Below are 25,781 nucleotides of genomic sequence, written 5' to 3'. Positions count from 1 at the left end.
TCGTCAGGGGGCGGGCCGGGCGTCGGCGGTGTGGCGGGCCGTGTGCAGCAGGGGGGCCCAGGCGGCGGTGTCCGTGAAGTCGCCGGTGCCGGCCGGGACGGTGTCCATCACGACGCGGTCGGGGCGCAGCAGGACGGCGGCCGACGAGCCGCGTGCCAGCCAGGCGGCCAGGGTGCCGTCGTCGCCCAGGTCGTCGACGTGGATCGTCGGGGCGCCCAGTGCCGTGGCCACGGCCGTCATCTGCGCCGTGGGCGGCACAGCGGTCAGGACGGCGAAGGAGTCTCCGAGGACGTCATCGAGGCGCACTCGCCTGCCGTCGTGCCGTACCCAGGGCTGCGGGCAGAAGGTGCCGGCCAGCACGCGGCCGGTCAGCCTGGGTCGGCGCCGTACGAGTGGACCGGCGGTCAGGGCGGGGCTGAGGTCACGGCTCACCGCCGCGGTCACGCCGGGGATGCGACAGACCGTGCCCACAACGGCCCGGCGGAACGCCGCACCGCGGTCCTGTCCGCCGGTCATGGCCCAGCCGACGGCGACCGCCACGCGGATCACATGGCGGGCGTGCGGCTTGCGCTCGCGTTCGTAGGTGTCCAGCAGGCCCTCGTGTGCGCCCTGTTGGAGCACGCGGGCGAGTTTCCAGGTGAGGTTGTGGGCGTCCCGCAGGCCCGCGCACAGACCCTGCCCGACGAAAGGCGGGGTGAGGTGGGCGGCGTCGCCCAGCAGGAAGACGCGTCCCCGACGCCACCGGTCGGCGATGCGGGCCCGGAAGGTGTACTGCGCCTGCCGGATCACCTCGAAGTCGTCGCTCGACGAGGCGTCGGACGGCAGGTCCACCCAGGGGGCGACCAGCTCGCGCAGGCGCTCCTGCCCGTCCGGGCCGTCCAGGTTTTCGTCCTCGGGCAGCCGGAACTCCCAGCGGTAGCGGTCCTCGCCGACGCGCATGAAGGTGGCCGGCCGGTTGGGGCAGCAGATCTGCTCGGCGCCTTCCCAGCTGCGCACCTGGCGGGTGGTGCGCACGTCGATGACTCTCCAGCTCTCCTGGAAGTGCAGGTCCTCCCACACGGCGCCGGTGGAGCCACGGGTGAGGCTGCCCGCGCCGTCGCAGCCGAGGACGGCATCGGCCCACACGTGCTCCTCCTCGTCGCTGCCGTCGCGGCGGAAGGTGACCCGGACCGGACCCGTGGGATCGTTCGGTCCGTCGGTGTCCTGGGTGACGGACACGACCTCCACCCCGCCCTGCAGCTCGCACTCCGGGCGGCGCGCCAGGGCGTCGCGCAGCAGGCGTTCCAGCGCGGGCTGGTCGAACATGCTGGTCTCCGGGAAGCCGTGGTGTCCGTGCAGGGACCGCGGGAACTCGGTGATCAAGCGGCGCCGGGCGTCCAGCAGCCGCAGCCCGAGCGCCGGGCGGGCGAGCGCGGCGAACTCCTCGTGGACACCGACACTCTGCAGGATCCGGCGGACCTCGTCGTCCACGACGACGGCACGCGGCAGGTGGTAGATGCCTCGGTGGCGTTCCAGGACGAGGCTGCGCACGCCGTGCCGGGCCAGCAGTAGGGCGGCCGTGACCCCGACGGGTCCCGCACCGATGATCACCACCGGCCTCCGGGATGCGGCCTTCATGGTGCGTCCGTAACGGGGGTCCGCTGCTCGCCGAGGTCGATCTGCCCGTCCGGGGTGGCGATCGTGGCGGTGATGAGGTCACCGTCGCGCAGGTAAAGGGGGTTCTTGGCCTGGCCCTTGAAGAACGCCTTCCACCTCACCGCGGGCGACAGCAACGCACTGATCTTCGCGATCGGCTTGGGCGGGGCCTTCAGGGCCGTGCCGCCGGGAGTGCCGGTCAGCAGCAGGTCGCCCGGGGCGAGCGTCTGGAAGCGGGCGAGCAGGGTGAGCGCCTGTGCGGGCCGTACGATCATGTCGGCCAGCGTGCGGTCCTGGCGCGACACACCATTAACCGACAGCCGCAGCCGCAGGTTCAGCAGCAGGGCGAACTCCTCGGGCTCCAGCAGGGCCAGGTACGGCCCCGTCGGCGTGAAGGTCGGATAGGACTTGCTCTCGTAGAACTGGGTCTTGGTCAGCTGGACGTCGCGGGCGCTGACGTCGTTGGTCAGGACAAGGCCGGCGACGTAGCGCGGCAGGTCCTGCTCCTCGACGACGGTGCCCACGGGCAGGGTCGCGCCCATGACGAGGCCGAGTTCCACCTCGTAGTCGAGGAACTTCACGTGCGCGGGGCGGACGATCTTCTCGTGCGGTCCGCTGACCGAGCCGGACGCCTTGCGGAAGAAGGTGGCCGGAATGTCTCCGGTGAAGCCCGAGTCCTTGGCGTGGCTGCGGTAGTTGACCATCTGGGCGACCACCCGGCAGGGGGTGGTGACCGGAGGCAGCGCCACCAGGTCGGCGACGGGCGTGCCGCTCTCGGCGGAGGCAGCGGCCTCGCGGACCGCGTCCCGGTCGGCGAGCAGCTCGGCGGTGGTGACCGCCTTGGTCTCGACACGGACGGCGCACTCGTCTCGGACGACCCACCAGCCGTCGGTGGTGCGCAGAACGTTGGTACTCATGAGCTCATCGCTTTCATCAGGCCCAGCAGGCGTGCGGGGTCGAGTTCGTTGTCGCCGCGCAGGGCCGTCATGACCTCGCGCAGCTTGGCGGGGGACGGGTTGGTGCCCAGGAAGTCGCGGGTGACCGGCGGGCCCCACTGGGCCAGGCCGCTCGCCGACATCGGCGCCCAGCCGGGCTCCAGGTCGCAGGAGAAGAGGTCGCCGTCGGCGAAGTGCTCCAGCATGAAGTGGTCGGGGTCGCGCCAGTAGTCGAACAGCTGGCTGCCCTGGATGTGCCGGCCGATGCCCCAGCTTCGCTTGTAGCCGCGCTCGGCCAGGTACTCCCCGCCGGCGCCGATCGCGTCGAGGTCGGTGACCTGGTAGGCCGAGTGGACGTAGCCGGTTCCGGGCCCCAGGTGCAGGGCCAGCGTGTGGTGATCGACCGCCACGCTCCCCTGGTCGCACCGGATGAACGCCATGGTCGGCCCGCGCCCGCGCTGCCCGTCCAGGAACAGGAAGTCGGACACGATCATCCCGAGGGTGTCCAGGTACCAGTCCAGGGTCCGGGCGAACACCCGTGTCTCCAGCACCACATGGCCCAGCCGCTGGATACGGGACGGCTCACGGGGCGGACGCTGGGTGGCGTTCGTACGACGGTGATCGGTGCCGAAGTTGAGGATCAGCGGCTCCTGCTCGGGCAGCTCGGGCAGCTGCCCGGCGCAGTGCACGACCCGGACCGGCAGGCCCGAGGGATCGAGCAGGGCTACCGACTGCCCACCGCCCGGTACGTCGATGTCCCGGACGGTACTGCCGGTGGCGCGGGCCAGCCGGTCGAGGTCGGCCCGTTCGGCCGCGCGGAACGCAGGGCCGATGAAGCGGGATGTACGCCCCTTGCGGATCACCATGCACGGCGAGCCGGCGAACGTGCCGCGCAGCCACAGCTCGCGCTCGGTGCGGGCGGCGATCGCGAAGCCGAAGTCACGGGCGAAGACCTCGGCCCGGTCCAGGTCGGGCTTCTCGAACTCCAGCCAGGCGAGGTCCGCCGCCTTGATCACGGGATTCCGGGACCGTCCGGGGTGCTCTTCGCGCAGGGCGCCCTGCTCACTGTGGAGGTCTTGGTGGGGCGTCTGGGGAGCGGCCCTGTTAACGGGGGTGTGGGACATGGTGTCCTCCAAGCAACACTGCTGTAATGAGGAAATCATCAACTTTGCCGTTACCCATCGTCAATAGGGTGGACCCAAATAATTGATGATCTCATCACTAATGGCAGACTCATCGCGACGGTTGTTACACTCGCCGCATGCCGACGTCAGCCCCGCCCAAGAACCGCTTCGAGCGGCGCCGTGCCGAGACCCGTCAGGCGCTCGTCCGGGCGGCCCGGCAGATCCTCGCGGAGACCGGGGACACCAGCGCCAGCATCCAGGCCATCGCCGAGCGCGCGGATGTCGGTTTCGGCTCCTTCTACAACCACTTCGAGTCCAAGACGGAGCTGTTCGACGCCGCGGTGACAGACGCCCTGGACGAGTTCGGGCAGGTCATCGACGAGCGCGTACAAGGAATCGACGACCCGGCCGAGCTCGTCGCCGTGGGCTTCCGGCTCACCGCCCAGATGGCCGACTCCCACCCCGAACTCATGCGGATCCTGCGTGACCGAGGTCTGGCCCAGATCCACACCGACCGGGGCCTCGCCCCCCGAGCCCTGCGCGACCTGGAGACAGGCATCGCCTCGGGCCGCTTCACCTGCACCAACCCGACCACCGCCCTGTCCGCCCTCGGCGGGACCCTGCTGTCCCTCGTGGCGCTGCGGCTGGCCCGCCCCGAACTCGACGGCGACGAGGCCGCCTCGGACCTGGCCGAGATGGTCCTGCGCATGCTCGGCGTCCCGCCGGACGACGCCCACCAGGTGACCCGGCGGCCGCTGCCCGACCTCAGTTGACCCGGAGCACCGGCTGAGGCCCCGTGGACACCGGAAAAGCCGTGGGCGCCACCCCGTCCGCCGGTGACCGCGCGGCCCCTCGTCCTCGACCACGACCAGCCCGTGAGCCGGGCTCCTCCCGGGCGCCGCGCAGCCAGATGCGGCCGGCTGAGGCTTCGCGGTCCACCAGGACGGCGTAACGTCGTCAGTGTGGACTTCACCGCGGACAGTCTTCTGTCCCGTGCCGCGCATGAACTCAGCCCGCGAGCGGACGAGCTGATCCACGACGTAGAGCAACACCTGCGACGCGAGATCCCCGAGCTGTGGGACGAACCGGACATCGCACGGATGACGGGGGAGAACGTCGCCGAGCACGTCATCGCCATACTTTCCGGCATCGAGCACGGCATCGAGCCGAGGCGGATCGATCCGCCGGCCGGCGACGCAGAGCGCGCGCGTCGGCTGGCTCAGCGCGGGAAGCCGGTCACAGCGATGCTGCGCGCCTTCCGGCTCGGGCAGGGCCGTATCATCGACCGGCTGCTCGAAGAACTGCCCCGGCTCACCAGCGATGTCGAGCCGATCAACGCGGCGACACGCAAGCTGATCGCAGTGGCGACCGAGTACATGGATCGCACATCGGAGACGGGCGTCCTGGCCTTCCAGGAGGAGCGGGATCGCCAGGTGCAGTGGTGGCTGTCGGTGGTGAACGAGGCGAGCGTACGCGTCGGAACGACCCTGGACATCGCCCGCACCGCCCAGGAGTTGGCGGACCTGGCCACCGACCACTTCGCCGACGCCGTCACCGTCGACCTCCTCGAAACGTCTCCCGGAGACGAGGCTCCTGCGAAGGGCACACTCGTGGTCCGCCGGGTCGCCCAGCGGCCGGTGACGGACGGTTACCCCGAGACGACCCACCTGGGAGCGATCTACGGGGAATCGTCGGTTGCGCCGCAGCAGCTCCACAGGTATCCGGACGGATCACCACCGGCTCGCGCCCTGGTCACCGGCCGGCCCTCACGGCACCACCTCGGCCCGTCCGCATCAGTGCTGCTGGTACCGCTGTGCGCCCGTGGCACCACGCTGGGTGTCGCTCAGTTCTTCCGTCACCACAAACCCGACGCGTACGGGGACGAGGACCTGCTCCTCGCCCAGGAGGTCGCAGCCAGGGCGGCGGTGGCCATTGACAACGCCCGCCGATACACGCACGCGCGCGCCACCGCCCTCACCCTCCAGCGCAGTCTGCTCCCGCGCAGTACACCCGCGCAGTCCGCCGTGGAGGTCGCCTGCCGCTACCTGCCTGCTGCCGCCCAGCTCGGCGTGGGCGGCGACTGGTACGACGTCATCCCGCTGTCCGGTGCCCGGGTCGCACTCGTGGTGGGCGACGTGGTCGGCCACGGCATCCACGCCGCCGCCACCATGGGCCGGCTGCGGACCGCCGTGCGCACCCTCGCCGACATCGACCTGCCGCCCGACGAACTCCTCACCCACCTGGACGACGTCGTCATCCGCCTGGCCGCCGAGGTCTCTTCCGAAGTCTCTGCCCAAACGGACACCGAATCTGCGGGGGACATCGGGGCCACCTGCCTGTACGCCGTGTACGATCCCGTCGCCGGCAGCTGCACCCTCGCCCGCGCGGGCCACGTGCTGCCCGTCGTGATGACCCGGGACGGAACCGCCGACATCCTCGAGCTGCCCGCCGGCCCGCCCCTCGGCCTGGGCGGCCTGCCGTTCGAGACGGCGGAGATCGCCCTGCCCGAGGGCAGCCTCATCGCCCTCTACACCGACGGCCTGATCGAGGCCCTCGACCACGACATCGAGGCGGGCCTCACCCGACTGTGCCACGCCCTCGCGCAGCCCTCCGCCTCCCTGGAGGCAACCTGCGACACCGTCCTCGAAGCGCTGCTGCCCGCAGACCGACCGCACGACGACGTGGCACTCCTCCTGGCCCGCACCCACGCCCTAGGGGACCGTCAGGTCGCCACTTGGGACGTGGATGCCAACCCGGCCGAGGTCGCCCGGGCCAGAGCGAGCGTCTCCAAGCAGCTGACCAAATGGGGACTGGAAGAACTCGACTTCACCACCGAACTGGTCGTCAGCGAACTGGTCACCAACGCCATCCGCTACGGCCAGCCTCCCATCCAGCTGCGTCTCATCCACGATCGCACCCTCATGTGCGAGGTCGCGGATGCCGGCAGCACGACTCCGCACCTGCGCCGGGCCCGTGTCTTCGACGAGGGCGGGCGAGGTCTGTTCCTCGTCGCCCAACTCACCGAGCACTGGGGAACGCGCCATGCCCGACGTGGCAAGACGGTCTGGGCGGAGTGCGCCCTGAGCGCGCCGGCGCTCTTCTCGGACGCGGCAGCGCTGGACGTGGAGGGTATTCCTGGGGTCGTATGAGCACCATCTTCCCGGCCCGCCCAGACGATCGCGAGGTTTCTCGGGGCTTCGACTGGCTGACGATGCAGCACCTGCCGGCGTACATCTGAACGCGGCTCGGGCAAGATTTTCGTAGCCGGAGATCATCTGTGGGCCGGTCCGCGCAGCGGCGGCGTAGGCGGCGATCAGGATGACCCGGTGGCGAAGGAGCGGGACGCTGGCGCGTCCTGCCATGATGCGTTTTCGGAGCTTGACGTCCGGCAGGCATCGCATTCCCACGATCAGGCTGTGACCCGACCGGGCAGCGGAAGGGCGGCGCCGCCGCCGGCAGGTGCCCAGTGGCCGGTGCTCTCGGTGCCCAAGCGGTCCTACAGGGGCTCGCCGGACACCACCGATTCATGGCGCACCACCGAAGGGTGCGTCTCCCCTTCTCGTACCCACCACACCCACCGGCCGCAGGCTGGGATGGAGAGCTGGGGGTGCCGGTGGTGTGCCCTTGTTCAGCGGTCTGACGATGCCTCCGGAGCGGCGACACCCCTGGGCCATGCGTCCGTTCACCACGCGTTCGGCAGGGGGACGGGACATGTCGGCTCGGGCCCCGATTCGCAATACGGAACCAAAGGGCGTAATAATGATAAAAACCTCACATATGAGGCTTTTGTCTACGGAGGAGCTCGTCCATGCCTGCAGTTCTGATCCACGGCGTCCCCGACACCCACCGTGTGTGGGACGGCGTGCGCCAGCACCTGAGCCGAAGTGACGTCGAGGCCTGGGACCTGCCCGGCTTCGGCGCACCGCGGCCGCAAGGCTTCGACTCCACCAAAGAGGAGTACGTCGATTGGCTCATCGATCGGCTGGAGCAAGTCGGCGAGCCGGTGGACCTGGTCGGCCATGACTGGGGCTGCATTCTCACCGCGCGCGTCGCTTCGATACGGCCGGACCTGGTTCGTACGTGGGCCGGCAGTAGCGCTCCGGTCAGTGCTCAGTACGGCTGGCATCCGCTGGCCAAGATCTGGCAGGATCCGGTCGACGGGGACCGGTTCATGAACGAGCTTGACCCGGCGTCCTTCGCCAAGGACCTGAGCAAACTCGATGTCCCGGCTGATGTGGCCGAGGAAATGGTCCGTCGCGTGGACGGGTCGATGAGGGACAGCATCCTCAAGCTGTACCGCTCCGCCGTGACGGTGGGCGCGGAGTGGGAACCGGAACTGGCGAACGTGTCCGCGCCGTGCCTGGTCCTCTGGGGGACGCTCGACCCGGCCTGTCCGATCGCGTTCGCCGATGAACTCGGCGAAGCTGTGCGAGCGTCCCGGGTCGTCAAGCTCGACTGCAGCCACTGGACGTTGATCCAGAAGCCGGCCGAGGTCGCCGCAGCCCTTGAGGCGCACTGGAATGCCTGAGGAGCTGTTGTCTTTCCGGTGTGATGAGCGCGTTTTCTCCGATGGGGCATGGGCTCGCGGGCCCGCCACCCTGCGCCGCAGTGGTCCCGTGTGGCCTGTCGTGTCGCCGTTGGAAGCGACCGTATCCAGGCCCCCACACTCGGACATCCGCTGCCGGGCGAGGTCCGGGTGAAACGGACTGCGAGGAGGAGCTGGTGGCTGTCCCACTGCCCCATTGACTCCTCCATGTCCGGAGTTTCTTGTCCTGCCCGCTGACGCCGGGCGCCATCCACCAGCCGTCGTGGATGGCGGCAGCAGCCTGTACTGCTCACGAGCAACGTTCGCAATCAAGAAGATCTCGACTTCATTGATTGCGTGTGGTGCCTCGGCATTCCGTGACGGCCGTTCTCGGACACTGCGCAGGTCCCAGTCGGGCGATTCAGTTCGCCACGCGGGGCGTCGGCTTTCGGTGCGACGCCCGGGTTCCTGCGCCGCGTCGCCGCCATCACGCGCGAGAGGTGAGCCTCTCCCGTGGCTGGTGGCGCCGCCACCGATTTTCCATACAACGTATGGTATTACTGAAGGGAGGTTTCGTACATTTTATGGAATCTGAGGGTGTTGCCGCATCGGCAACCTCTCTCGCGCCCAGTGGCGATGTGCAGCGCAGCCGGCTGACGCTCATGAAGGAGCGATCCGCGCCGCTGCATCGAACAATCCCACTGAATTGCACTAGTGCATAGCGTCCGTCGCACTGACGGATTGCTTTGAATCGAAGGAGAAACTTGTGAGTTACCTCGCGAAGCGCGTGTCTGTCGCGATCGCCTCCCTGGCCGTGGCCGGCGGAGCCGTTCTTGGTGCCGGGGGTACTGCGTCGGCTGCGACGTCGACGTCAGGGCACGTCCAGCGCCCCGCCGGTGCCGAGGCCAACGACCACCGCTGGGGCGGCGACGGCCGTTGGGTCCGTTACGACGACAACCACTGGGACTGTGACGACGACGGCCGTTGGGTCCGTTACGACGACAACCACTGGGACTGTGACGACGACAACCGGGACGGCCACAACGACGACCACCGGAACCGTGACCACGACAACCGGGACGGCCACAACGACGACCACCGGGACCGTGACCACGACCACCGGGACGGTCACAACGACGACCACCGGGACCGCGACAAGGCGAGCCGCCACCACGACCGGTAGAGCTCCGGTCGCTGATACGAAGGTCGCCGTGATCCGGCAACCGACGTTGGTCGCATCCCTCTGATGCTCCCGGCCGTCAGTGGTGGCTTCGCCTGCTGCTGACGGCCGGGCACCCTCGCGACGGCAGGAGATGTATTCCTCGCCGAAGGATGAAGTCGGCCCAGCTGCCACTCATCAAGAGGCCGGGGCGCTCGAGGTCCCCGCCTCACCGAGTCCTGATAGCGTGCCCACCCTGAGGTGAATTTGTGCTTTCGCTGATGGCCGTTGCCGATCAGAATGCGTCCTCATCGATTTCTGGTGCGGGCTTCCTGTCGATCTGCGCATTGCTCTTCACCATCGCCTCGTTCTGGTGGCTCAACGCCAGACAGGGATGCCTGAGGTCGTGGCAGCCTCATTCCTTTGCGGCGATTGTCCACGGCTCCGTGGTTCGCCTGCGGCTTCCGCTCGTCCTTCACAACACCGGTGCCAAGCCGATAGTCGTGCAGGATCTCAGGCTGACCTTCCCCGATGAGCCCGCCTCTCATCTGCCACTCCTGTGGACGTCTTCGCCATCCCGTCTCCAACCCGGGCCGGACGAGGAACCGGAGTTGCCGACCGGATTCGTTGTGGCCGGCAGACAAGCGCAACAACTCTTCATCGAGTTCGAGGCACCGTTTTCTGGGTTGGTTCCGAAGGCCCGTGACTACAAGGTCCGAATCCAAGTGAGGGTTGGCCACCGCAAGGGGTGGCGCTCGCTTCTGACGTTCACCTTGAGGACCAACAACATCATTCATCCCGACCGGTACACCGTCTGCAACAACGCCCCTCTCGAACTGACGAAGGAAGACCGGAGAAAGGCAGACGCTGCGCTCCTGGAGCTGTTGGAGGGGCAGGAGAAGGGCGCTTCCGCCAAGGGCGAGACCAAGCGGCGAGCCTCTTCCAACGACGAGGGCAACGCCGATACGGACCTGTAGGTCGTGAGGATGGTGCTGAGCTCGGCCACACCGTGTCGGCACCCGCCCGCCGCCGAAGCCGGCATCCGAGCCGGCGATGCGCGGGTTCCGAGGTTCTCCTTATCTTGGGCTGGAGCCAGAGGTGAAGACCCCGGAGTGTGCGTGCCGCGCCGGGCCTGCGGGCACACGGTCTGGGAAGACGGGGGTGCCGGGTGCCTCGATGTCAGCGGAACTGCAGGCGGGCCTGGTTCGGGATGTCGCCGAACCCGCCGCTGTGGAAGTCGTGGAAGGCCTGCTCGATTTCGCTCGCGCTGTTCATCACGAACGGGCCCCCCATCGCGACGGGCTGACCGATCGGCTCACCGCTGTAGACCATGACCACGCTGTGCTCGTCGCCGTCGGCGGTCTCAAGCGTGATGGTGGAGAGCGAAGCCTGGGGAAGGGGGTCAGACCAGGCGATCTCCCCTGCGCGCACGGGACGCCCGGCGACCGTCACCCTGCCGGACAGGACGTAGAGGAAGGCACGATCCCTGCCGGGCAGTAGATGATCCAGGCGTCGGCCGGGCTCAAGGGTGATCACCGCTCCGGAGATGGGCCAGTTGTTCAGTGCGGGGCCTTGGACGCCGTCGGCCTCGCCCGAAATGAGGTCGACGCGGGCGCCGTCCGTCTCGATGACGGGTCGACGGTCGGCCAGCAGGTCCTGGTAACGGGTGTCGACCATCTTCATCTCGCGCGGCAGGTTCACCCACAGCTGCAGGATGTGCGCCCGTTCATTGCGGAAGGCGAGCTCGCGGTGGATGATTCCGCGCCCTGCGGTCATCCACTGCACGTCTCCAGTGGTCAGCGCGCCAACATGACCCATGCTGTCGCCGTGCTCCAGGACGCCGTCGAGGACCAGTGTGACCGTCTCGACACCGCGGTGGGGATGCCATTCGAAGCCCGGTGAGGAGAACCAGTCCTCGCTCAGCAGCAGGAACGGATCCGTGAGTTCCGGCCGCATGGGAGTGATGATCACGTTCCTGTCGTCGACCTGCGTGTCCGGTCCGAAGTGCATCTTTCTCTCGACGCGGACGACGCTCCGTTCCGCTGCGCCTTGCAGGACTTCCATGACCTACATCCCTTCCGAACCACCGCCGAGTTGACGTGTCACCTCAAGATTATCCAGTCGCGTTGACATGTCAACTCGAAGTTATGATGGGGGACATGGAGCGGCAGGGATTGAGCGAGCGCGAGCTGCGCGCCTGGCGGGCGTTCTGCCAGATGCAAGAGGTTCTGCGGTCACGTATCGAGCAGCAGCTCCAGGCGGGCAGCGGCCTGTCAAACGCCGATTACACGGTGCTCGTCGCCCTGTCGGAAGCCCCGGGCGGGCGCTTGCGTGCCTATGAGCTCAGCGATGAGCTGGGCTGGGAGAAGAGCCGCCTCCACCACCAGCTCACCCGCATGTGCAAGCGCGGCCTGGTGGAGCGCCAGAGCGGCGCGTCACGCGCCATGTATGCGGCGCTCACGCCAGAAGGACGCACAGCCTTGGAAGAAGCAGCCCCCAGCCATGCCCAGGAGGTGCGGCGCCTGGTCATCGACCGTCTCACAGCAGAGCAGATCGACCATCTCGCCGAGATCTCCAGCGCCATCCTTGACCATCTGCACACGGATCACCCGGCTGTCGGCGGCTGACTCTGCAACGGATTACGCGCTGCCGGGCGGGCAGGACCCGCAATACGCCCGCCGTGCTCGCAGCCGTTCGCGACCTGATCCGCAGCGCGCTCAAGCTCGCCGAGTACGTCAACACCGCCGCCGGACGCCCAGCCCACACCGATCGCCACCGCGTCCTCGCCCCCTACTGGCCGCCGCCAAGCTGCCGGCCTCGGAGATCCCGCGCGTCGCCGCCACCGTGTGCGCGGTTATGACGGGACTGATGCTCAGCGAACTGACCGGAACACTCCAGCGGTGGACCACCCTGCCAACTACCTCGGCACGGCACGCCTGGTCCATGACCAGGCGTGCCGTGCCCATCCAAATGTGAGGCCTGTCGTGGGTCATGGCGTCGTCAGGATCGCACCAGAGCCCGCGGCACCTTGATGCTCCGTGAGCGCAGCCATTCGCCGAGTGCTTTGGCTTGCGAGTCCAGCCGCAGTGTCGAGGTGGCGCCGGTCCCGAGCAGTCCTCGGACGAGGAAGTTGACCGCGCCCAGGTTGGGGAGCTCGTGGCGCGAGATCTCCAGTGCGCGTGTTTCGGGAAGAAGGCGTCGCAGTTCGTCGACGGTGAGGGTGGACCTGAGCCAGTCCCATGCCGCACGGTCGCGTACCCAGACGCCGAGATTCGCGTCGCCGCCCTTGTCGCCGGAGCGGGCGTGCACGATCTCACCGAGTGGGGCGACGACGAGTTCGTCTGCCCGCGGCGCAGACACCGATGGCGCGAGCGCCGGCTCGGCCTGCGGCATCACCTCGCCACCGGCTCCGTTCGGGGTGCCGGGAGCCATGATCTCGGTCGTGCCGTCGTAGTGGTGGACCGTGTGCTGGAGCATCCGCTGGTCGAGCAGTGCGGGCCAGTAGACACCGAATGCGGTCCCCGGTTGCGGAGGGCCGAGGGAGTACAGCCCGGGATAGCTGGACAGGGCCAGCTCGACCACGCGCGACGAGAAGGCGCGCCCGGCGGCCTGCTGCGTCCCCTGCACGGTGATCCTGAGCAACTCGGTTCCCGCGTTCTGGGTGTCGGGATCGGGCTGGGCCCGCCCGATGCGCTCGACGGTTACCGTGTCGAGCCCGCGGGCGGCCTCGGCGTAGCGGTGGACGAATCGCTCCACGAGGGCGGCCTTCGCGTCGAGGTCCGCGCCGGTGAGCGCGAGGATCGCGCTGTTCACCCAGCCTCCCACCCCTGTGACGGCGACCTTGGTCGTCCTGGACGGCGCCGAGCCTCGCACGCCGCGGATCCCGACGCGGTCCTCGCCGAGGTCTGTCAGCGTCGCGGTGTCCAGGTGGGCGGTCACGTCGGGGTTGAGATAGGCGGGTTCACCGATCTCGTAGAGCAGTTGGGCGGTGACCGTGTCCTGGGTGACCACGCCGCCGGTGCCCGGGTTCTTGGTGATCACCGAGGAGCCGTCGGCGGCGATCTCGGCGATCGGGAACCCCGGCTCCACGAGGTCGGGGACGGACCGGAATCCGGAGAAGTTGCCGCCGGTCGCCTGAGGCCCGCACTCGATGACGTGTCCGGCGGCGACCGCGCCGGCAAGGGCGTCGTGGTCGTCAGGCGTCCAACCCCACCACCAGGCGGCGGGACCTACGACCAGGGATGCGTCGGTGACGCGGCCGGTGACGACGATGTCGGCGCCGTCGTGGAGGGCGCGCGCGATGCCGAAGCCGCCGAGGTAGGCGTTGGCCGTCAGCGGCTGGTGCGGCCAGTCCGACAACGGCTGACCACTCGTCAGGTGCGGTAGGCAATGGCCCGCTTGCCGCAGACCGTCGAGGCTGCCGAAGACGTCGTCGCCTTCGATGTGGGAGACCCGTAGGCCGTGACCGTGGCGTGCGATCAGTTCACGCGTCGCGGCGGCCAGCCCGGCGGGGTTGAGTCCTCCGGCGTTGACGACGAGCCTGATCCGGTTGGCGACGAGGTGCTCGAGCGCCGCGTCGAGGTGCTGCAGGAAGGTGGTCGCAAAGCCCTTCGTGCTGTTCTTGGCGCGCGCCTTGCCGAGGATCAGCATCGTGACCTCGGCGAGGTAGTCACCGGTGAGGACGTCGATGCCGCCCGCTCGGGCCATGTCGGCCATGGCCGAGGCTCGGTCGCCGTAGAAGCCGGAGCAGTTCCCGACGCGGAGGGGGCGCCGGCCCCGTTCTGATGCTGACGTCATGCCAACTCTTCCGGTGTAGAGGAGCGAAGACCGCCGCCGATCTCTCCCTCGGCCCTGCTGACCCGTACCGTCCCTTCGAACCCCACCTCGCCGGAGGGGTGTTCCTCGGCCAGTTCGAGGGTCATGCTGTCGCCCTCGATGTGGGTCACCCGCGCGGTGTAGGCGAGGTTGGCGGGCGCACAGACGGGCTTGCGCAGGCGGTAGGCGACCTTCGTCACGCGCCACTTGGGGCCGAGAGCCTCGGTGACGCAGCGCAGGGCAAGCGCCGCCCGCAGGTGGGAGTGCACCACAAGACCGCCGTGGCCCTCCTCGCGTGCGTAGGGCTCGTCGAAGTGGATGCGGTGGGGGTTCCAGGTGACCGCGCTGTAGCGGAACAGCTGAAAGGTCGTGGCCGTGTGCTTGAGCCGTGGGAGTGTGTCCCCGACCTGGTAGTTGATGGACACTACGACTCCTGCAAGGGGTTGCGCAGCACGACGGTGCGCCGGTTGCGGTTGAGGACGGCACCCTGGGCGGACGTGAACGTGTGGAGGGTGGTGACGAACACGCAGTCGCCGACGCGGGTCTGCTTGGGAGTGACCGCCTCGAGGGTGGTTTCGAGCATGACTTCCGTGCCCGCGGTCACGGGACTGACCAACTCCATCTCCTCGCCGGCCCCCATCACGCGCAGACCGAGGTCGCCGTCACCGAGGGGTGTGTCACCGCCGAGGGGTGTCCCGTCGGGCTGGAGCTGGGCCTCGGGGGTGCCGATGCCCCACTCCACGATCGCGGCGAGCATGTTCGGTGGCGCCACGACATCCGCGTACCCGGCCGAACGTGCGGCCGCGGCGTCGTAGTGGATCGGGTCCGCGGCGCCGATGGTCAGTGCGTACCTGCCGATGCTCACCGCGTCCAACGTGCCGAGGCTCCGGCGCGAGAGGACGGCTCCGGTCCGCGACTGGGTCTGGTCGTAGTACTCCGCCAGCGGAGTACCGGGTTCAGGTGTGAGCATGCTTGGGATCCTCACCATTGATCTGGGTGCCGGGTTCGCCGGCCGCGTCCGCGTGGCCGGCGAGCTCCGCGAGAACCTCCCGCGTCGACTCGCCCAGCGGCGGGGCGGCCCGCAGCGGGCCCACCGGCGTGTCGCTGAGCCTCAGAGGGCATCCCGCAACCGGCACCCGGCCCCTGGCCGGGTGCTCGACGTACTGGATCATGCCGCGCTGGATCAGGTGCTCGTCGGAGTCGACCTCGCGGATCGACTTGACCGGCGCGCAGGGCACACCGGCGGCCTGCAGGTCCCGCACCAGCTCGGCACGCGTCCGGGTCCTGGTGCGGGAAGAGATCTGCTCGTCGACCGCATCGATGTTGGCGACCCGGTCCTTCTGCGTGCTGAACCTGGGGTCGTCGATCAGTTCGGGCCGGCCCAGTGCGGTTGCCACGCCGCGCCAGTGCCGCTCGGCGATGCAGATGATCGCCAGCCATCCGTCGCTCGCCTCGTAGATGTTGTACGGCGCGATCGCCATGCCCGTATGCCGGTTCCCGGTGCGCTCGGGGAGCTCTCGGCCGGGGTTGTTGTGCAGGCCGCCCAGGCTGGATGCGAGCATCGGGTAGATGGTGTCGTGCATCGAGACCTCGACGATCTGCCCCCGTCCCGTGCGCTCGCGCTGGAACAGGGCCGCGCTGATCGCCCCGAACAGGTGGATGCCGCCGGAGAAGTCGACGAACGCGGCGCCGGCCTTGGTGGGCGGCCCGTCGGGATCCCCGGTGGCCGAGGCGCTGCCGGACATCGCCTGCACGGTGATGTCCATGGCCGACATGTGGGCGTAGGGGCCGGTGGACCCGTAGCCCTTGCCGGAGGCCACGACCAGACGCGGGTTGTGTTCGAGGAGCCGCGCCGGGCTGAGCTGGAGGCGCTCCATCGTGCCCGGCGCGTAGTTCTCGATGAGTACGTCGGCGGTCTCGACCAGGTCGAGCAGCGCCTGGCGACCGGCGTCGGTCTTCAGGTCGAGCACCACACTCCGCTTGTGGGAGTTGAGCATCACGAACTCGTGGGACTCGATCGGCTCGTGCGAGCGGAAGCGCAGTGGCTCACCGCCGGGTGGCTCGACCTTGATGACGTCGGCGCCCAGTTGTGCGAGCAGGAGCCCGCAGTAGGGGCCGTTGTAGATCTGGCCCAGTTCCAGGACCCGGATGCCGTCGAACGCCGGTCGCATGGCTGCTCACCTGCCGATCAGGACTTGATGACGCCTGCGGCGCCGCCGTGGATGTAGGGGATCGGTCCGGTGCCCTGCGCCGCCGACACGGTCTCGGTCCGGTACTGAGCGGAAACCGCGTCCAGGGCCGAGTGGAAGGTGCCGTCCTCGTTGAAGTTGACTGCCGCGCCCTCGATCCAGGCCAGGGCGATGGTGTCCTCGGTGTTGTCCTCCGGGCAGTAGAACGTGTGCACCGAGCCGCCGGGCTCGTAAAGGTAGGAGCCCGCCGTCTGCACCTGGTCGGGGTACTCGCGGTACGTCCAGCGACCTTGGATGGTCCACACCTGAACGGGACCGGTGTGGTAGTGCAGGGGCAGCTCGCTACCGGGCGCCAGGGTGCCCAGGACGACCCACTCGCCGCGCTCGGGGTCCAGGCGCAGCGGCTGGATGTGAACGCCAGGGGCGATAGCGTCCTTGAGCAGCGGGATCTGGTCGATGTTGACGGTCAGAAGCTCACCCTGCGGCAGGGAGACGAGCGGCAGCGGGGCGCCGCTGCGGGTGGTGGCCACGCCGGGAGAGACGGGTGCGGTCATTGGATCGGTCCTTTCAATGTGAGGGCATTGGGTCGATGTGAGGGCATCGGACATGGACAGCGCTGTCAGGTTTCGGCGAGAGCCGGACTACCCTTCCTGTACCGGAGCCGGCGCAACGAGCGGCTCGGCGCGCCGGGAGAACAGGTAGGCGGCGAGGCCCGCCGGCACGAACATCAATACTCCGTAGACAGCCGCGGGGACGGCCATCACCTCGTCGCCGATCACCGAGACGCTGACAATGATGGCCAGCGTGGCGTTGTGGAGGCCGATCTCCATCGCCGAGGCGATCGACTGGCGGCGGCTGACGCGGAAGAGACGGGGCACGACGTAGCCGGTCGTCAAGCTCAGCGTGCAGAGCAACAGGGCGATTCCGCCGAGTCTGCCCATGTTCGCTGTGAGGACGTCGAAGGATTGCGCGAGGGCGCCTAGGGTCACCAGCGCCAGCACCAACACCGAGGCGATCTTGACAGGTTGACGCATCCGGTCTGCCCAGGCGCTGAACCGATGGCTTGTCCAGACCCCGATGGCAACCGGGATCAGCACGATGGCAAGCACCTGGACGAACTTCCCCAACTGCAGACCGATCGAGGCCTCGTCTCCCAGGAACTTCAACGTCGCCAGCGCGACGACGACCGGTAGCGTGAACGCGGCCAGCAGGGAGTTGATCGCGGTCAGCGTGATGTTCAGCGCGACATCGCCACCGGCGAGATGGCTGAACAGGTTTGCTGTGATGCCGCCCGGGGAGGCCGCCAGGAGCATCACGCCCACCGCCAGCGCGCCCTGCAGCTGAAACGCGAGAACCAGACCGAAACAGACCGCGGGGAGCAGCACGATCTGGCAGGCCAAGGCCACGGCCGCGGCTTTCGGGTACTTCAGTACCCGGGCGAAGTCGGCGACGGTCAACGTCAGTCCCAGGCCGAACATCACCAGCCCGAGAGTGAGCGGCAGAAGGACGGTGAACACGAGTGACGCCATGGATGGCTCCTATCGGGATGGGCCAACTCGGGGGCGGTCCCGGCGGGACGGTTGGGTCACTCGAGCGGGAGCCCGCAGGAGGAGCCGTTGTAGATCTGGCCCGGTCCGAGGACCCGGATGCCGTCGAACGCCGGTCGCACGGCTGCTCCCCTGCCGATCAGGACTTGATCACGCCGGCGGCGCCGCCGTGGATGTAGCCGACCGGTCCGGTGCCCTGCGCCGCCGCCGCGGTCTCGGTCAGGTGCTGGAGGGTCACCGCGTCCATGACCGAGTGGAAGGTGCCGTCCTCGTTGAAGCTGACCTGCGCACCCTCGATCCAGGCCAGGGCAACGGTGTCCTCGGTGTTGTCCTCCGGGCAGTAGAACGTGTGCACCGAGCCGCCGGGCTCGTACAGGTAAGAGCCCGCCGTCTGCGGCTGGTCGGGGTACTCGTGGTACAGCCAGCGGCCCTGGATCGTCCACACCTGAGCCGAACCGGTGTGGTAGTGGACCGGCAGCTCGACGCCGGGTGCCAAGGTGGACAGGAAAACCCAATCTCCGCGCTCGGGGTCCAGGCGCAGCGTCTGGATGTGAATGCCGGGGCCGACAAGATCCTTGAACATCGGAATCTGATCGACGTTGACGGTCAGAAGCTCACCCTGCGGCAGAGAGACCAGCGGCAGCGGGGCGCCACTGCGGGTGGTGGCCACGCCGGGAGAGACAATTGCGGTCATGTTTTCGGGCCTTTCGTTGCGAGTGCTGACCTTCCGGGACATGTGACATGCGAGGTGGTGCGTAGAGGTGCATAGGGGCGTACGTATTTACGTATAGCAAACCGGATTTCCGGATGGCTGGGACGCTACGGTGACCCGCGCCTCCCTGACAAGACTCGTGCACCGGACTTTTGGCGGACAGCGCGGTGCTAGCATCAGCCGCATGCCCGTCCGCCCGCATCGCACGGTCGACCGAGTGATCGGGATCCTCGAAGCCGTGGCCATGAGCCCGCGGGGAGTGACGCTGGCCGAGCTGGCAGCCGCCCTGGACGCGGCGAAGAGCTCCGTTCAGGAGCTGACCAACGGACTTCTCGCCCGCGGCTACCTCATCGAGGACGACCGCCGGTTCCATCTCGGACCAGGGCCCTTCATCCTCGCCGCTCGCGCGAACAAGCTGGCCGCGTTGTCTCTCGATCACCAGTTCCTGGCCGACTTGAGCGAGGTCCTCCGCTGCACCGTCCTCGTCGGGGTGCGCGTCGGCGACGCCCTCGTCTACGCCGACCATGCCGGTCAGGAGTCGCCCGGTCTGACTTTCGTCGCGCGCACCCACGCCCGTCGCCCCCTCTGCACGACCGCTGCCGGCAAGACTCTGCTCGCCAGCGTCCCCGACGAGGAGATGTACCGGCTCCTGGAGCTGGCCGGTGCGGAACAGGCAGGAGAGGTCCGGCAGTTCCTCGCCGAGCTCCCCGAGATCCGCTCCCGCCGACTCGCCTTCAACCGCGGAGTCACGTTCAAGGACGCCTTTGCCGTGGCCACGCCCCTGCTGGCATCCGACGGCAGTCCGATAGCGGCGATCAGCGCAGCCGTCGACCCCGCAGAAGCGGATCGTCTCGACGACGTCGGCGAGGAGCTCAAGAAGGCAGTCGCCGTTCTCGGCCCCCGGTACGGGCTCAACCACGCCTGATCCCCCGCGCCGGCGAGCGGCCCGGCTGTCGCGACGCATGCGGCCCTTCTTCGTGCCCGCCCACCGCTTCGGGTACGCCGCCCGCCGCACCCTCATCCGCGCGGCCAACACCCCCGTCGGCTCCGCGCGCACCAAGACCCTTGTGAACTTGACCGTCCACACAAGACCGTGGGCGCCGGTGCTCCCTCAAGCACCGGCGCCCACTCACTCACCCCTGCCCGAGGTGGTCTTGATGAACTTTCTGTTCAGTTATTAGGGGACGAGGATGAGGCGGATCGGGTCGCCGATCTTGTTCTCCAGCCGGTTGACCGCGTCGGCGGCCTCGGCCAGCGGGATGTGGTCGGTGATGGAGGGGGCCAGGTCGAGACGGCCGACCTCGGCCAGCCGGACCAGCTCGGTGACGGACTCGGGGCTGCCGCCGTAGTGGCCGCGCACCTGCTTCATCATGTAGTTGAAGGTCAGGCCCTCGGTGATGGTGAGGGGCCTGGGGCTGATGCCGACCAGGATGAGGACTCCGCCCAGGCCGAGTGCGGCGGCGGCCTGCTCGCGGACGGCGGGCACGCCGGCGCAGTCGAAGGCGAAGTCCAGGCCTCGTCCGGCGGTGGCCGCGCGGACCTGGTCGGCGAAGTCGTCGGCAGCCGGGTCGAGGGCGAAGTCCGCACCGAAGGCCAGGGCACGCTCCCGGGCGCCGGGCAGCGGGTCGACGGCGATGATCGGCGCGGCGCCGGCCAGGCGGGCGATGCGGACGTTGTGGGCGCCGACTCCGCCCACGCCCCAGATGCCGACGGACTGTGCGGGGCGCACCCCGGCGGTGGTGACGACGGCGGCGTAGGGGGTGGAGACCGCGTCGGGGATGATCGCGGCTTGGTCGAAGGGGAGGTTGTCGGGGATGGGGATGAGGGTGTCCTCGCGGGCGATGGTGTACTGGGCCCAGCCGCCGTCGTAGTCGATGCCGGCGGTGAGCATCTGGGTGCAGGGGCGGCTGCGCACGCAGCCGGCGCACTGGCCGCAGGTCTTGCCGGCCTCCAGAGTGACGCGGGTGCCGACACTCAGGCCGCGCTTGAGGTCGGGACCGAGGGTGTGGATCACACCCGCGACCTCGTGGCCGACGGTGACCGTGTCGGAGGTGGCGAACAGCGGGATGAGGGAGCCGTCGAGCAGGTGGACGTCCGACAGGCAGACGCCGGCGGCCTTGACCTCGACAAGTACCTCGCCGGGGCCGGGTACGGGGACGGGGACCTCCTCCACGGCGAACTTCTTGCTGTCCAGGTGGAAGCGTCCGGCGAGCATGGTGTCCATGGTGCTCTGCTTTCTGTGAGCGGCACTCCCGGCGGTTCGGGCCGATGGGTGCCGTGTGGTGCCTTGTGGGTGAGTGGTGGCCGGGAGGGTGCGGGGTGTCAGGACCGCCGCACGCCTCCCGGCGTCTGGGGGTCAGGCGAAGACGTCCTGCTGGTAGCGCTCGTCGGCTTCCAGCTGGGCGAGCCACTGCTGGGCGGCCTCGTCGTCGCTGCCGGTCCGCTCGCGGTAGATCGCCGCGAGGGCCTCGCGGACGGCGGGCGCCATGCGGCGGCCGTCACCGCAGACGTAGATGTACGCGCCGTCTTCGATGGCCTGCCACACGGTGTCGGCGGCATTGGCGATGGCGTTCTGCACGAACCGGGCCGGGTGGCCGGTCACCGCGGAGTAGGCGGTGTGCACCTGGGCGATCCCGGACTGCTCCCAGGCCTGCATCTCCTGCCGGTAGAAGTAGTCGTGCTCCGGGTGGCGGCAGCCGACGAAGACCTGGGACAGGCCCACCTCGATGCCGTTCTCCTGCTGCGAGGCGCGCTCCTCCAGGAATCCGCGCAGCGGGGCGATGCCGGTGCCCGGGCCGATGAGGACCAGCGGCGTGGCCGGGTCGGCCGGCGGCGCGAAGGTCGGGGAGGGCACCCGCACGTAGCCGTAGAAGACGTCTCCGGGCTCGAGGCCTGCGATGTAGGACGAGCAGGTGCCGCGGTACTGGCCGTCGCCGGACAGGGCCGGGCCTTCCAGCAGGCCCACGGTCAGGCGCACGTGGCGCGGGTTGGCCAGCGGGGCGGAGGAGATGGAGTAGAACCGCGGGCGGATCGGCCCCATCATGTCCAGGAAGACCGCCAGCGGCAGCTCGACCGCCGGGAAGCGCTCCAGCAGGCCCAGCACGGAGACACGCTTGCCCAGGACCTCAGTCTGGTAGCGCTCCTCGGATTCGGCGGTGTCGGCCGTGTAGGCCTGCAGCTGCGGCCGGGTCCACGGGCACTCGGTGTGCTCGGCCAGCGTCTGGATCTGGGAGCGGGTGGCCACGTCCTGCAGCTCCAGGAACTCGGTGAGCAGCAGGCCTGCGGTCACGGGGACGCCGACCGGCAGGTGCGTGCGGCCGCCGGCGGGCTGGTCGAGCCGGAGCACCTGGTCGCGGTCGACGCCGAGCCCCGCGAGGGCGCGGTTGACCAGCGCGGGCTCGTTCTTGGCGAAGACGGCCAGGTGGTTGCCGGTGTCGTAGGTGACACCCTCGGGGAGCTCGATGGTGATGGACTTCGCGGCCGGACGCGGCGGCTCGATGCTGAAGTCCCACAGCCCGGTCGCGTCGCTGACGAGTTCCTCGTTGGCGACGACGGTCAGCGAGTAGGCCTGCTCGGAGACGATCGCGGGGCGCACGTCGGCCTCGGTCAGCAGCTGCACCTGGTAGCGCGGGCCGCTGGCCTGGGAGGTGTCGGCGGCGTACTCCTCGGCCAGGGTGGTCCACAGGGTGTCCATCCAGCGGGAGGCCATGCCGTCGAAGTCACCGGCGGCATCCGCGATGCCGCGCTCGATGACGGGGGTGGCGCCGGCGGCCAGCAGGCCTGCCTCAATCCGCTTGGGGAAGCCCTGGTAGGTGGCCACCCACTGGGTGTTGCCGGCACCCAGCAGCGCGAACCGCACGTCCTTCAGCGAGCCCTCCGGCAGGCCGGCGGCGAGCAGGTCGTCGAAACGCTGCGCGTTGTCCGGGGCCTTGCCGTTGTAGCTGGAGGCCACCACCACGAGCAGGCCCTCGGTGGGCAGGTTGTCGCCCAGCTCGTCCAGGCCGACCAAGGTGGTGCCGAACCCGGAGCGCTCGCTGCGGTCGGCGATAGTGCGCGCCAGGTCCTCACAGCTGCCCAGGCTGGAGCCGTAGGCGACGGTCAGGTTCACACCGACACCACTGACCGCGGCCTGCGCCCGCGTGTCGTCCGTCTGCAGGTCCAATGCGCCGAACACGGTCCGCTCGTGCTCCCGACGGGCCCGCACCTTCAGCTCGAAGCCGCCGGGCTTGCGCGTCAGCGCCTCCTTGACGTCCATCTTGTAGTCGTCGGTGTCGGCGAACTTGAACTTCTGCAGCACCAGCGCGAGGGCCAGACGGGCCTCGGTGAGCGCGAACTGCCGGCCAATGCAGGCACGCACGCCGTTACCGAACGGCTTGTAGGCGTGCGGGTGGTGGTTGACCCGGTTCTCCGGCAGCCACCGCTCGATGTCGAACTCCTGCGGCCGGTCCCACGCCTTGGGGTGGGTGTGCAGCGGGCCCTCGAGAATGTTGACCCGCGCTCCCTTCTTCAGCTCGTAGCAGCCGCCGATGACGGTGTCCTCCGACGGGGACTTGCCGATCATCGGGATGGGAGCCCACAGGCGCAGGGTCTCCTCCAGGATCCGCGGGATCACGTCCATCTGCATGATCGTGTCGTAGTCCGGGACCGTGTCGCCCGGCAGCAGCCGGTCCACCTCGGCGTAGGCCTGGGCCAGCACCTGCGGGTTGCGCATCAGCGAGTACGTGGCGAACGACAGCAGACCACTGGTGGTCTCGTGACCGGCGATCAGGAACGTCAGCACCTGGTCACGGACGTTGTCGTCCTCCAGCCCCTTGCCGGTCTCCGGGTCGGTGGCCTCCAGCATCAGACCCAGCAGGTCATCCTCACCGGTGCCCTTCCCATCACGACGCTCCTTGATCACACTCTCGACCAGGTCCCGCATCAGCTGGATGTTCTCGCGGTACTTCTTGTCATCGGCCTTGCGCATCTTGGTCATCATCGGCAGCTCCTGCGAGCGCCGCAGCGACTCGATCAGGGCCTCCAGCAGCGCGTTGAGGAAGGGGTGCAGCTCCTCCTTGTCGAAGGAGTCGAACCGGTAGCCGAACCCGGACAGCGCGATGGTGTCCAGGGTCAGCCGGGTGTAGTCGTCGGTGATGTTGACCGGCTGACCCTCCCTGCGCTCCCACTTGCCCACCAGGTTCTGGGCGATCTCCAGCATCTGCCCGTAGTAGCCCTTCATCGCCCGCTGGCTGAAGGCCGGGAGGAGGACCCGGTGCGCCATGCCCCATTCCTCTTCGTGCTGGTGGGCCGTGAACAGGGCGGCTCCCGCGTAGTCCCGGACATGGGCCAGCGGCGTCTTGTCGATCTGCTTGAAGAACCGCGTCTCGTCGCAGACCTCGGCCACCAGGTCCGGGTCCCAGACGAAGACCTGCTCGATGCCGGCGATCTCCATGCCGTAGAGCCCCTCGGGGAACCGCTTGGCCAGTTCGCCGAAGTACTCCACCGGGTTGGTGCTGGGGATCTGCGGCGTGTGGCCGAGGAAGGGGATCCCGCGCGGAGACCGGATGGGTCGCAGGTCGTTCTTGGACTGTGTGGTCATGGCTTGCTCCTTTAGGCAGGGAGGGGATGGGCAAGGGCGCCGGTCGATGCCGCGGTGCACCACAGAAACATACGCCGTATGGAATTGGTACCATACGACGTATGGAAAGTCGACCGCAACCCGGAGTCATACGGACGATCGTCATGCCGACGTGTGGCCGAGGTCATTTCCATACGCTGTATGACACTGATAGCGTCCGCGTATGGAAAAGGCGAAGAGTCCCCCGCGGGGCACCAGGAAGAGAGCGGTGCCTCTGACCGAGGCCGGGATCTATGCCGCCGCCGTGCGGCTCATCGACGCGGACGGGGTCGAGGCGCTCACCATGCGCAAACTCGCGACCGTGCTTGATGCGAACCCGATGTCGCTGTACCACCACGTTCCGAACAAGGACGCCCTGCTGCGTGGCGTGGCGAGAATGGTCGGCACCCAGTTCCGCACCGTGACGCTCGAGGACGCTCCCTGGCAGGAGCGCATCCGCCTGCTCGCCACGGATTTCCGGACGCTGGCGCACCGCCACCCCAAGCTCATGGCCTACTCGTTCAGCCACCAGGCGGACTTCATCCAGCCCGAAGACCCGTTCTGGGTTGCGCTCGCCGCGATCCTGGACGCCGCTGGGGTGCCGCAGTCCGAGCTCCCGCAGATCGCCGCTCTCGTGTGCGCCGTCGTCACCGGTGTCCTCACCGCCGAGCTCAACGGCGCGCTCCACCAGTGGTCGAGCCTCAAACCCCCCACGGTCGGCGAAGACGGGCTCACCCCTCCGGGCCGTGACGAGAACCGCGTCTTCCGCCTGGCGCTGGACACGCTCATCACGGGTCTGGAGAGCCGACTCGCCGCCGATGGTGCCGGCCGGGGCGCCGGCCATTGATTTCGCGGTCCTGAAGCGTTGCCGCCTGAGGCCGGCCCGTGGTCGGGCGGGCGCAGGCTGCCGCGCATGAGGAGGCGCCCGTCATATCCCGAAAAGATCTTCTCCACGCGGCCGCCGCAGATGCGCGGTGTGCTGCGGCTGGGCCGGGCGACCGATCCGTGGCCGGCGGTGATGGTGACACCGTCGGCGGAGCCACATGCGCGCTCCACGGGCACACCCTGCCCTGCGCCACCTCGCGCTCAGTCTTACCGCTGGTTCGCTCGCCTGGGTGGTGTGCAGGTCCCCGGTCTCCTACGGTCCCCGGAATCGCAGCGTCCGGCATCGGCCATGGACGCTGCCGTGCGGCTCGCTCGCACTCCGGACGACGGCCCTGCGCAGGACTGGGCCGGCCGGGCCGCGGACGCGGCAGCAGCCGAAGCCCGGCGCACGGTGTCGCCGGTACGCGTTCACTCCCCGGGCGGCTGGGCCTCCATGTCACTGGGCGTCGGCCGCCCGTACTGACGCGCACTCAACCGGGTCTTCGGTCTCGTTGGTGTCAGAGGGTCCTACGTTGTTGTGTGGGTTGGACGGGCCAGTCGTAAGGTCCAGAGATCCAGAGACACTGGGTATGGCTTTCAGAGGGTTGCCGTCGATGGTTCCCAACACCTGGCCGCCCGGTGTCTCACGACGACTCGGCCGCTAATTAGGAGCTGCGGGC

General features: G+C 68.8%; 22 protein-coding genes and 1 pseudogene. 10 read left to right on the top strand and 13 right to left on the bottom strand.

All coding sequences use genetic code 11. From position 1 onward, the window contains the following. Positions 1-3: 3 nt before the first annotated feature. Genes AB0M62_RS29735 through AB0M62_RS29725 form a run of 3 tightly spaced genes read right to left on the bottom strand, consistent with a single transcriptional unit; the run spans position 4 to position 3,694 of the window. The gene (locus AB0M62_RS29735) at positions 4-1,617 is read right to left on the bottom strand and encodes a bifunctional 3-(3-hydroxy-phenyl)propionate/3-hydroxycinnamic acid hydroxylase (protein WP_366077415.1); all 1,614 of its coding nucleotides are present in this window, start codon (positions 1,615-1,617) and stop codon (positions 4-6) included. Continuing rightward, complete coding sequence (locus AB0M62_RS29730; protein ID WP_366077414.1) at positions 1,614-2,552, bottom strand: fumarylacetoacetate hydrolase family protein; 939 nt, start codon at positions 2,550-2,552, stop codon at positions 1,614-1,616. The genes AB0M62_RS29735 and AB0M62_RS29730 overlap by 4 nt, the downstream gene beginning before the upstream one ends. Next, complete coding sequence (locus AB0M62_RS29725) at positions 2,549-3,694, bottom strand: VOC family protein (protein WP_366077413.1); 1,146 nt, start codon at positions 3,692-3,694, stop codon at positions 2,549-2,551. The genes AB0M62_RS29730 and AB0M62_RS29725 overlap by 4 nt, the downstream gene beginning before the upstream one ends. 137 nt (positions 3,695-3,831) lie before the next feature. Between AB0M62_RS29725 and AB0M62_RS29720 the strand changes: the two genes are divergently transcribed. The 5 genes from AB0M62_RS29720 to AB0M62_RS29700 all read left to right on the top strand — a co-directional run bounded on the left by AB0M62_RS29720 (position 3,832) and on the right by AB0M62_RS29700 (position 10,355). Continuing rightward, positions 3,832-4,467, top strand: a complete 636-nt coding sequence (locus AB0M62_RS29720) for a TetR/AcrR family transcriptional regulator (protein ID WP_366077412.1) — start codon at positions 3,832-3,834, stop codon at positions 4,465-4,467. Between the two features lie 189 nt (positions 4,468-4,656). Continuing rightward, positions 4,657-6,843 carry a SpoIIE family protein phosphatase gene (locus tag AB0M62_RS29715; RefSeq protein ID WP_366077411.1) on the top strand — a complete coding sequence of 729 codons (2,187 nt, stop codon included), beginning with the start codon at positions 4,657-4,659 and terminating at the stop codon, positions 6,841-6,843. 659 nt (positions 6,844-7,502) lie between these two features. Next, positions 7,503-8,222 carry an alpha/beta hydrolase gene (locus AB0M62_RS29710; RefSeq protein WP_366077410.1) on the top strand — a complete coding sequence of 240 codons (720 nt, stop codon included), beginning with the start codon at positions 7,503-7,505 and terminating at the stop codon, positions 8,220-8,222. A gap of 763 nt (positions 8,223-8,985) precedes the next feature. Beyond that, positions 8,986-9,402, top strand: a complete 417-nt coding sequence (locus tag AB0M62_RS29705; RefSeq protein ID WP_366077409.1) for a hypothetical protein — start codon at positions 8,986-8,988, stop codon at positions 9,400-9,402. Between the two features lie 245 nt (positions 9,403-9,647). After that, positions 9,648-10,355: a hypothetical protein gene (locus AB0M62_RS29700; protein ID WP_366077408.1), complete on the top strand. Its 708-nt coding sequence runs from the start codon at positions 9,648-9,650 to the stop codon at positions 10,353-10,355. Between the two features lie 202 nt (positions 10,356-10,557). Here the strand turns inward: AB0M62_RS29700 and AB0M62_RS29695 are convergent, their stop codons facing one another. Continuing rightward, on the bottom strand, positions 10,558-11,442 hold the full coding sequence (locus AB0M62_RS29695) for a pirin family protein (RefSeq protein WP_366077407.1): 885 nt from the start codon (positions 11,440-11,442) through the stop codon (positions 10,558-10,560). Positions 11,443-11,537: 95 nt separating this feature from the next. On the opposite strand from AB0M62_RS29695, the gene AB0M62_RS29690 reads away from it, so the two are divergent. Both AB0M62_RS29690 and AB0M62_RS29685 read left to right on the top strand, forming a co-directional pair. Beyond that, positions 11,538-12,005 carry a MarR family winged helix-turn-helix transcriptional regulator gene (locus AB0M62_RS29690; RefSeq protein WP_366077406.1) on the top strand — a complete coding sequence of 156 codons (468 nt, stop codon included), beginning with the start codon at positions 11,538-11,540 and terminating at the stop codon, positions 12,003-12,005. Positions 12,006-12,037: 32 nt separating this feature from the next. Continuing rightward, positions 12,038-12,238: pseudogene (locus AB0M62_RS29685) on the top strand (hypothetical protein); the annotation flags it as partial. Between the two features lie 140 nt (positions 12,239-12,378). On the opposite strand, the gene AB0M62_RS29680 reads toward AB0M62_RS29685, so the two are convergent. The 7 genes from AB0M62_RS29680 to AB0M62_RS29650 all read right to left on the bottom strand — a co-directional run bounded on the left by AB0M62_RS29680 (position 12,379) and on the right by AB0M62_RS29650 (position 18,623). After that, positions 12,379-14,175, bottom strand: coding sequence for an acyclic terpene utilization AtuA family protein (locus tag AB0M62_RS29680; RefSeq protein WP_366077405.1), 1,797 nt, complete (start codon positions 14,173-14,175; stop codon positions 12,379-12,381). Continuing rightward, positions 14,172-14,618 (bottom strand): MaoC/PaaZ C-terminal domain-containing protein, encoded by a 447-nt coding sequence (locus tag AB0M62_RS29675; RefSeq protein ID WP_366077404.1) that lies wholly within the window; start codon positions 14,616-14,618, stop codon positions 14,172-14,174. Before AB0M62_RS29675 ends, AB0M62_RS29680 begins: the two co-directional genes overlap by 4 nt. Continuing rightward, the gene (locus tag AB0M62_RS29670; RefSeq protein ID WP_366077403.1) at positions 14,618-15,163 is read right to left on the bottom strand and encodes a MaoC family dehydratase N-terminal domain-containing protein; all 546 of its coding nucleotides are present in this window, start codon (positions 15,161-15,163) and stop codon (positions 14,618-14,620) included. The genes AB0M62_RS29675 and AB0M62_RS29670 overlap by 1 nt, the downstream gene beginning before the upstream one ends. Next, on the bottom strand, positions 15,150-16,364 hold the full coding sequence (locus AB0M62_RS29665; RefSeq protein WP_366077402.1) for a CoA transferase: 1,215 nt from the start codon (positions 16,362-16,364) through the stop codon (positions 15,150-15,152). The genes AB0M62_RS29670 and AB0M62_RS29665 overlap by 14 nt, the downstream gene beginning before the upstream one ends. Before the next feature lie 17 nt (positions 16,365-16,381). Further along, complete coding sequence (locus AB0M62_RS29660; protein WP_366077401.1) at positions 16,382-16,936, bottom strand: 2,4'-dihydroxyacetophenone dioxygenase family protein; 555 nt, start codon at positions 16,934-16,936, stop codon at positions 16,382-16,384. Positions 16,937-17,023: 87 nt separating this feature from the next. Continuing rightward, positions 17,024-17,911 (bottom strand): bile acid:sodium symporter family protein, encoded by an 888-nt coding sequence (locus AB0M62_RS29655; RefSeq protein ID WP_366077400.1) that lies wholly within the window; start codon positions 17,909-17,911, stop codon positions 17,024-17,026. A gap of 157 nt (positions 17,912-18,068) precedes the next feature. Further along, positions 18,069-18,623, bottom strand: coding sequence for a 2,4'-dihydroxyacetophenone dioxygenase family protein (locus tag AB0M62_RS29650; RefSeq protein WP_366077399.1), 555 nt, complete (start codon positions 18,621-18,623; stop codon positions 18,069-18,071). A gap of 202 nt (positions 18,624-18,825) precedes the next feature. On the opposite strand from AB0M62_RS29650, the gene AB0M62_RS29645 reads away from it, so the two are divergent. Next, a complete protein-coding gene (locus AB0M62_RS29645) occupies positions 18,826-19,566 on the top strand; it encodes a helix-turn-helix domain-containing protein (RefSeq protein ID WP_366077397.1) in 741 nt (246 codons plus the stop codon). Positions 19,567-19,818: 252 nt separating this feature from the next. Here AB0M62_RS29645 and AB0M62_RS29640 read toward each other — a convergent pair whose 3' ends face one another. Together AB0M62_RS29640 and AB0M62_RS29635 are read right to left on the bottom strand one after the other, a co-directional pair. Continuing rightward, complete coding sequence (locus AB0M62_RS29640; RefSeq protein ID WP_366077396.1) at positions 19,819-20,865, bottom strand: zinc-binding dehydrogenase; 1,047 nt, start codon at positions 20,863-20,865, stop codon at positions 19,819-19,821. 132 nt (positions 20,866-20,997) lie between these two features. After that, positions 20,998-24,219, bottom strand: coding sequence for a cytochrome P450 (locus AB0M62_RS29635; RefSeq protein ID WP_366077395.1), 3,222 nt, complete (start codon positions 24,217-24,219; stop codon positions 20,998-21,000). A gap of 247 nt (positions 24,220-24,466) precedes the next feature. Here AB0M62_RS29635 and AB0M62_RS29630 point away from each other — a divergent pair, with 247 nt between their 5' ends. Continuing rightward, complete coding sequence (locus AB0M62_RS29630) at positions 24,467-25,084, top strand: TetR family transcriptional regulator (protein WP_366077394.1); 618 nt, start codon at positions 24,467-24,469, stop codon at positions 25,082-25,084. A gap of 339 nt (positions 25,085-25,423) precedes the next feature. After that, the gene (locus AB0M62_RS29625) at positions 25,424-25,585 is read left to right on the top strand and encodes a hypothetical protein (RefSeq protein ID WP_366077393.1); all 162 of its coding nucleotides are present in this window, start codon (positions 25,424-25,426) and stop codon (positions 25,583-25,585) included. Positions 25,586-25,781: the final 196 nt, after the last annotated feature.

The sequence above is a fragment of the Streptomyces sp. NPDC051219 genome, from assembly GCF_040682335.1.
Taxonomy (GTDB): Bacteria; Actinomycetota; Actinomycetes; order Streptomycetales; family Streptomycetaceae; genus Streptomyces.
The sequence above is the reverse complement of the archived record's forward strand: the minus strand, read 5'-3'. Positions and strand labels throughout refer to the sequence as shown.

Bases quoted from the DNA above. Each gene is read 5' to 3' on its own strand.
- AB0M62_RS29660 (WP_366077401.1), bottom strand. From the start codon at position 16,936: ATGACCGCACCCGTCTCTCCCGGCGTGGCCACCACCCGCAGCGGCGCC.
- AB0M62_RS29695 (WP_366077407.1), bottom strand. From the start codon at position 11,442: ATGGAAGTCCTGCAAGGCGCAGCGGAACGGAGCGTCGTCCGCGTCGAG.
- AB0M62_RS29690 (WP_366077406.1), top strand. From the start codon at position 11,538: ATGGAGCGGCAGGGATTGAGCGAGCGCGAGCTGCGCGCCTGGCGGGCG.
- AB0M62_RS29720 (WP_366077412.1), top strand. From the start codon at position 3,832: ATGCCGACGTCAGCCCCGCCCAAGAACCGCTTCGAGCGGCGCCGTGCC.
- AB0M62_RS29725 (WP_366077413.1), bottom strand. From the start codon at position 3,694: ATGTCCCACACCCCCGTTAACAGGGCCGCTCCCCAGACGCCCCACCAA.
- AB0M62_RS29735 (WP_366077415.1), bottom strand. From the start codon at position 1,617: ATGAAGGCCGCATCCCGGAGGCCGGTGGTGATCATCGGTGCGGGACCC.
- AB0M62_RS29710 (WP_366077410.1), top strand. From the start codon at position 7,503: ATGCCTGCAGTTCTGATCCACGGCGTCCCCGACACCCACCGTGTGTGG.
- AB0M62_RS29670 (WP_366077403.1), bottom strand. From the start codon at position 15,163: ATGCTCACACCTGAACCCGGTACTCCGCTGGCGGAGTACTACGACCAG.
- AB0M62_RS29650 (WP_366077399.1), bottom strand. From the start codon at position 18,623: ATGACCGCAATTGTCTCTCCCGGCGTGGCCACCACCCGCAGTGGCGCC.
- AB0M62_RS29640 (WP_366077396.1), bottom strand. From the start codon at position 20,865: ATGGACACCATGCTCGCCGGACGCTTCCACCTGGACAGCAAGAAGTTC.
- AB0M62_RS29645 (WP_366077397.1), top strand. From the start codon at position 18,826: ATGCCCGTCCGCCCGCATCGCACGGTCGACCGAGTGATCGGGATCCTC.
- AB0M62_RS29680 (WP_366077405.1), bottom strand. From the start codon at position 14,175: ATGACGTCAGCATCAGAACGGGGCCGGCGCCCCCTCCGCGTCGGGAAC.
- AB0M62_RS29665 (WP_366077402.1), bottom strand. From the start codon at position 16,364: ATGCGACCGGCGTTCGACGGCATCCGGGTCCTGGAACTGGGCCAGATC.
- AB0M62_RS29730 (WP_366077414.1), bottom strand. From the start codon at position 2,552: ATGAGTACCAACGTTCTGCGCACCACCGACGGCTGGTGGGTCGTCCGA.
- AB0M62_RS29635 (WP_366077395.1), bottom strand. From the start codon at position 24,219: ATGACCACACAGTCCAAGAACGACCTGCGACCCATCCGGTCTCCGCGC.
- AB0M62_RS29655 (WP_366077400.1), bottom strand. From the start codon at position 17,911: ATGGCGTCACTCGTGTTCACCGTCCTTCTGCCGCTCACTCTCGGGCTG.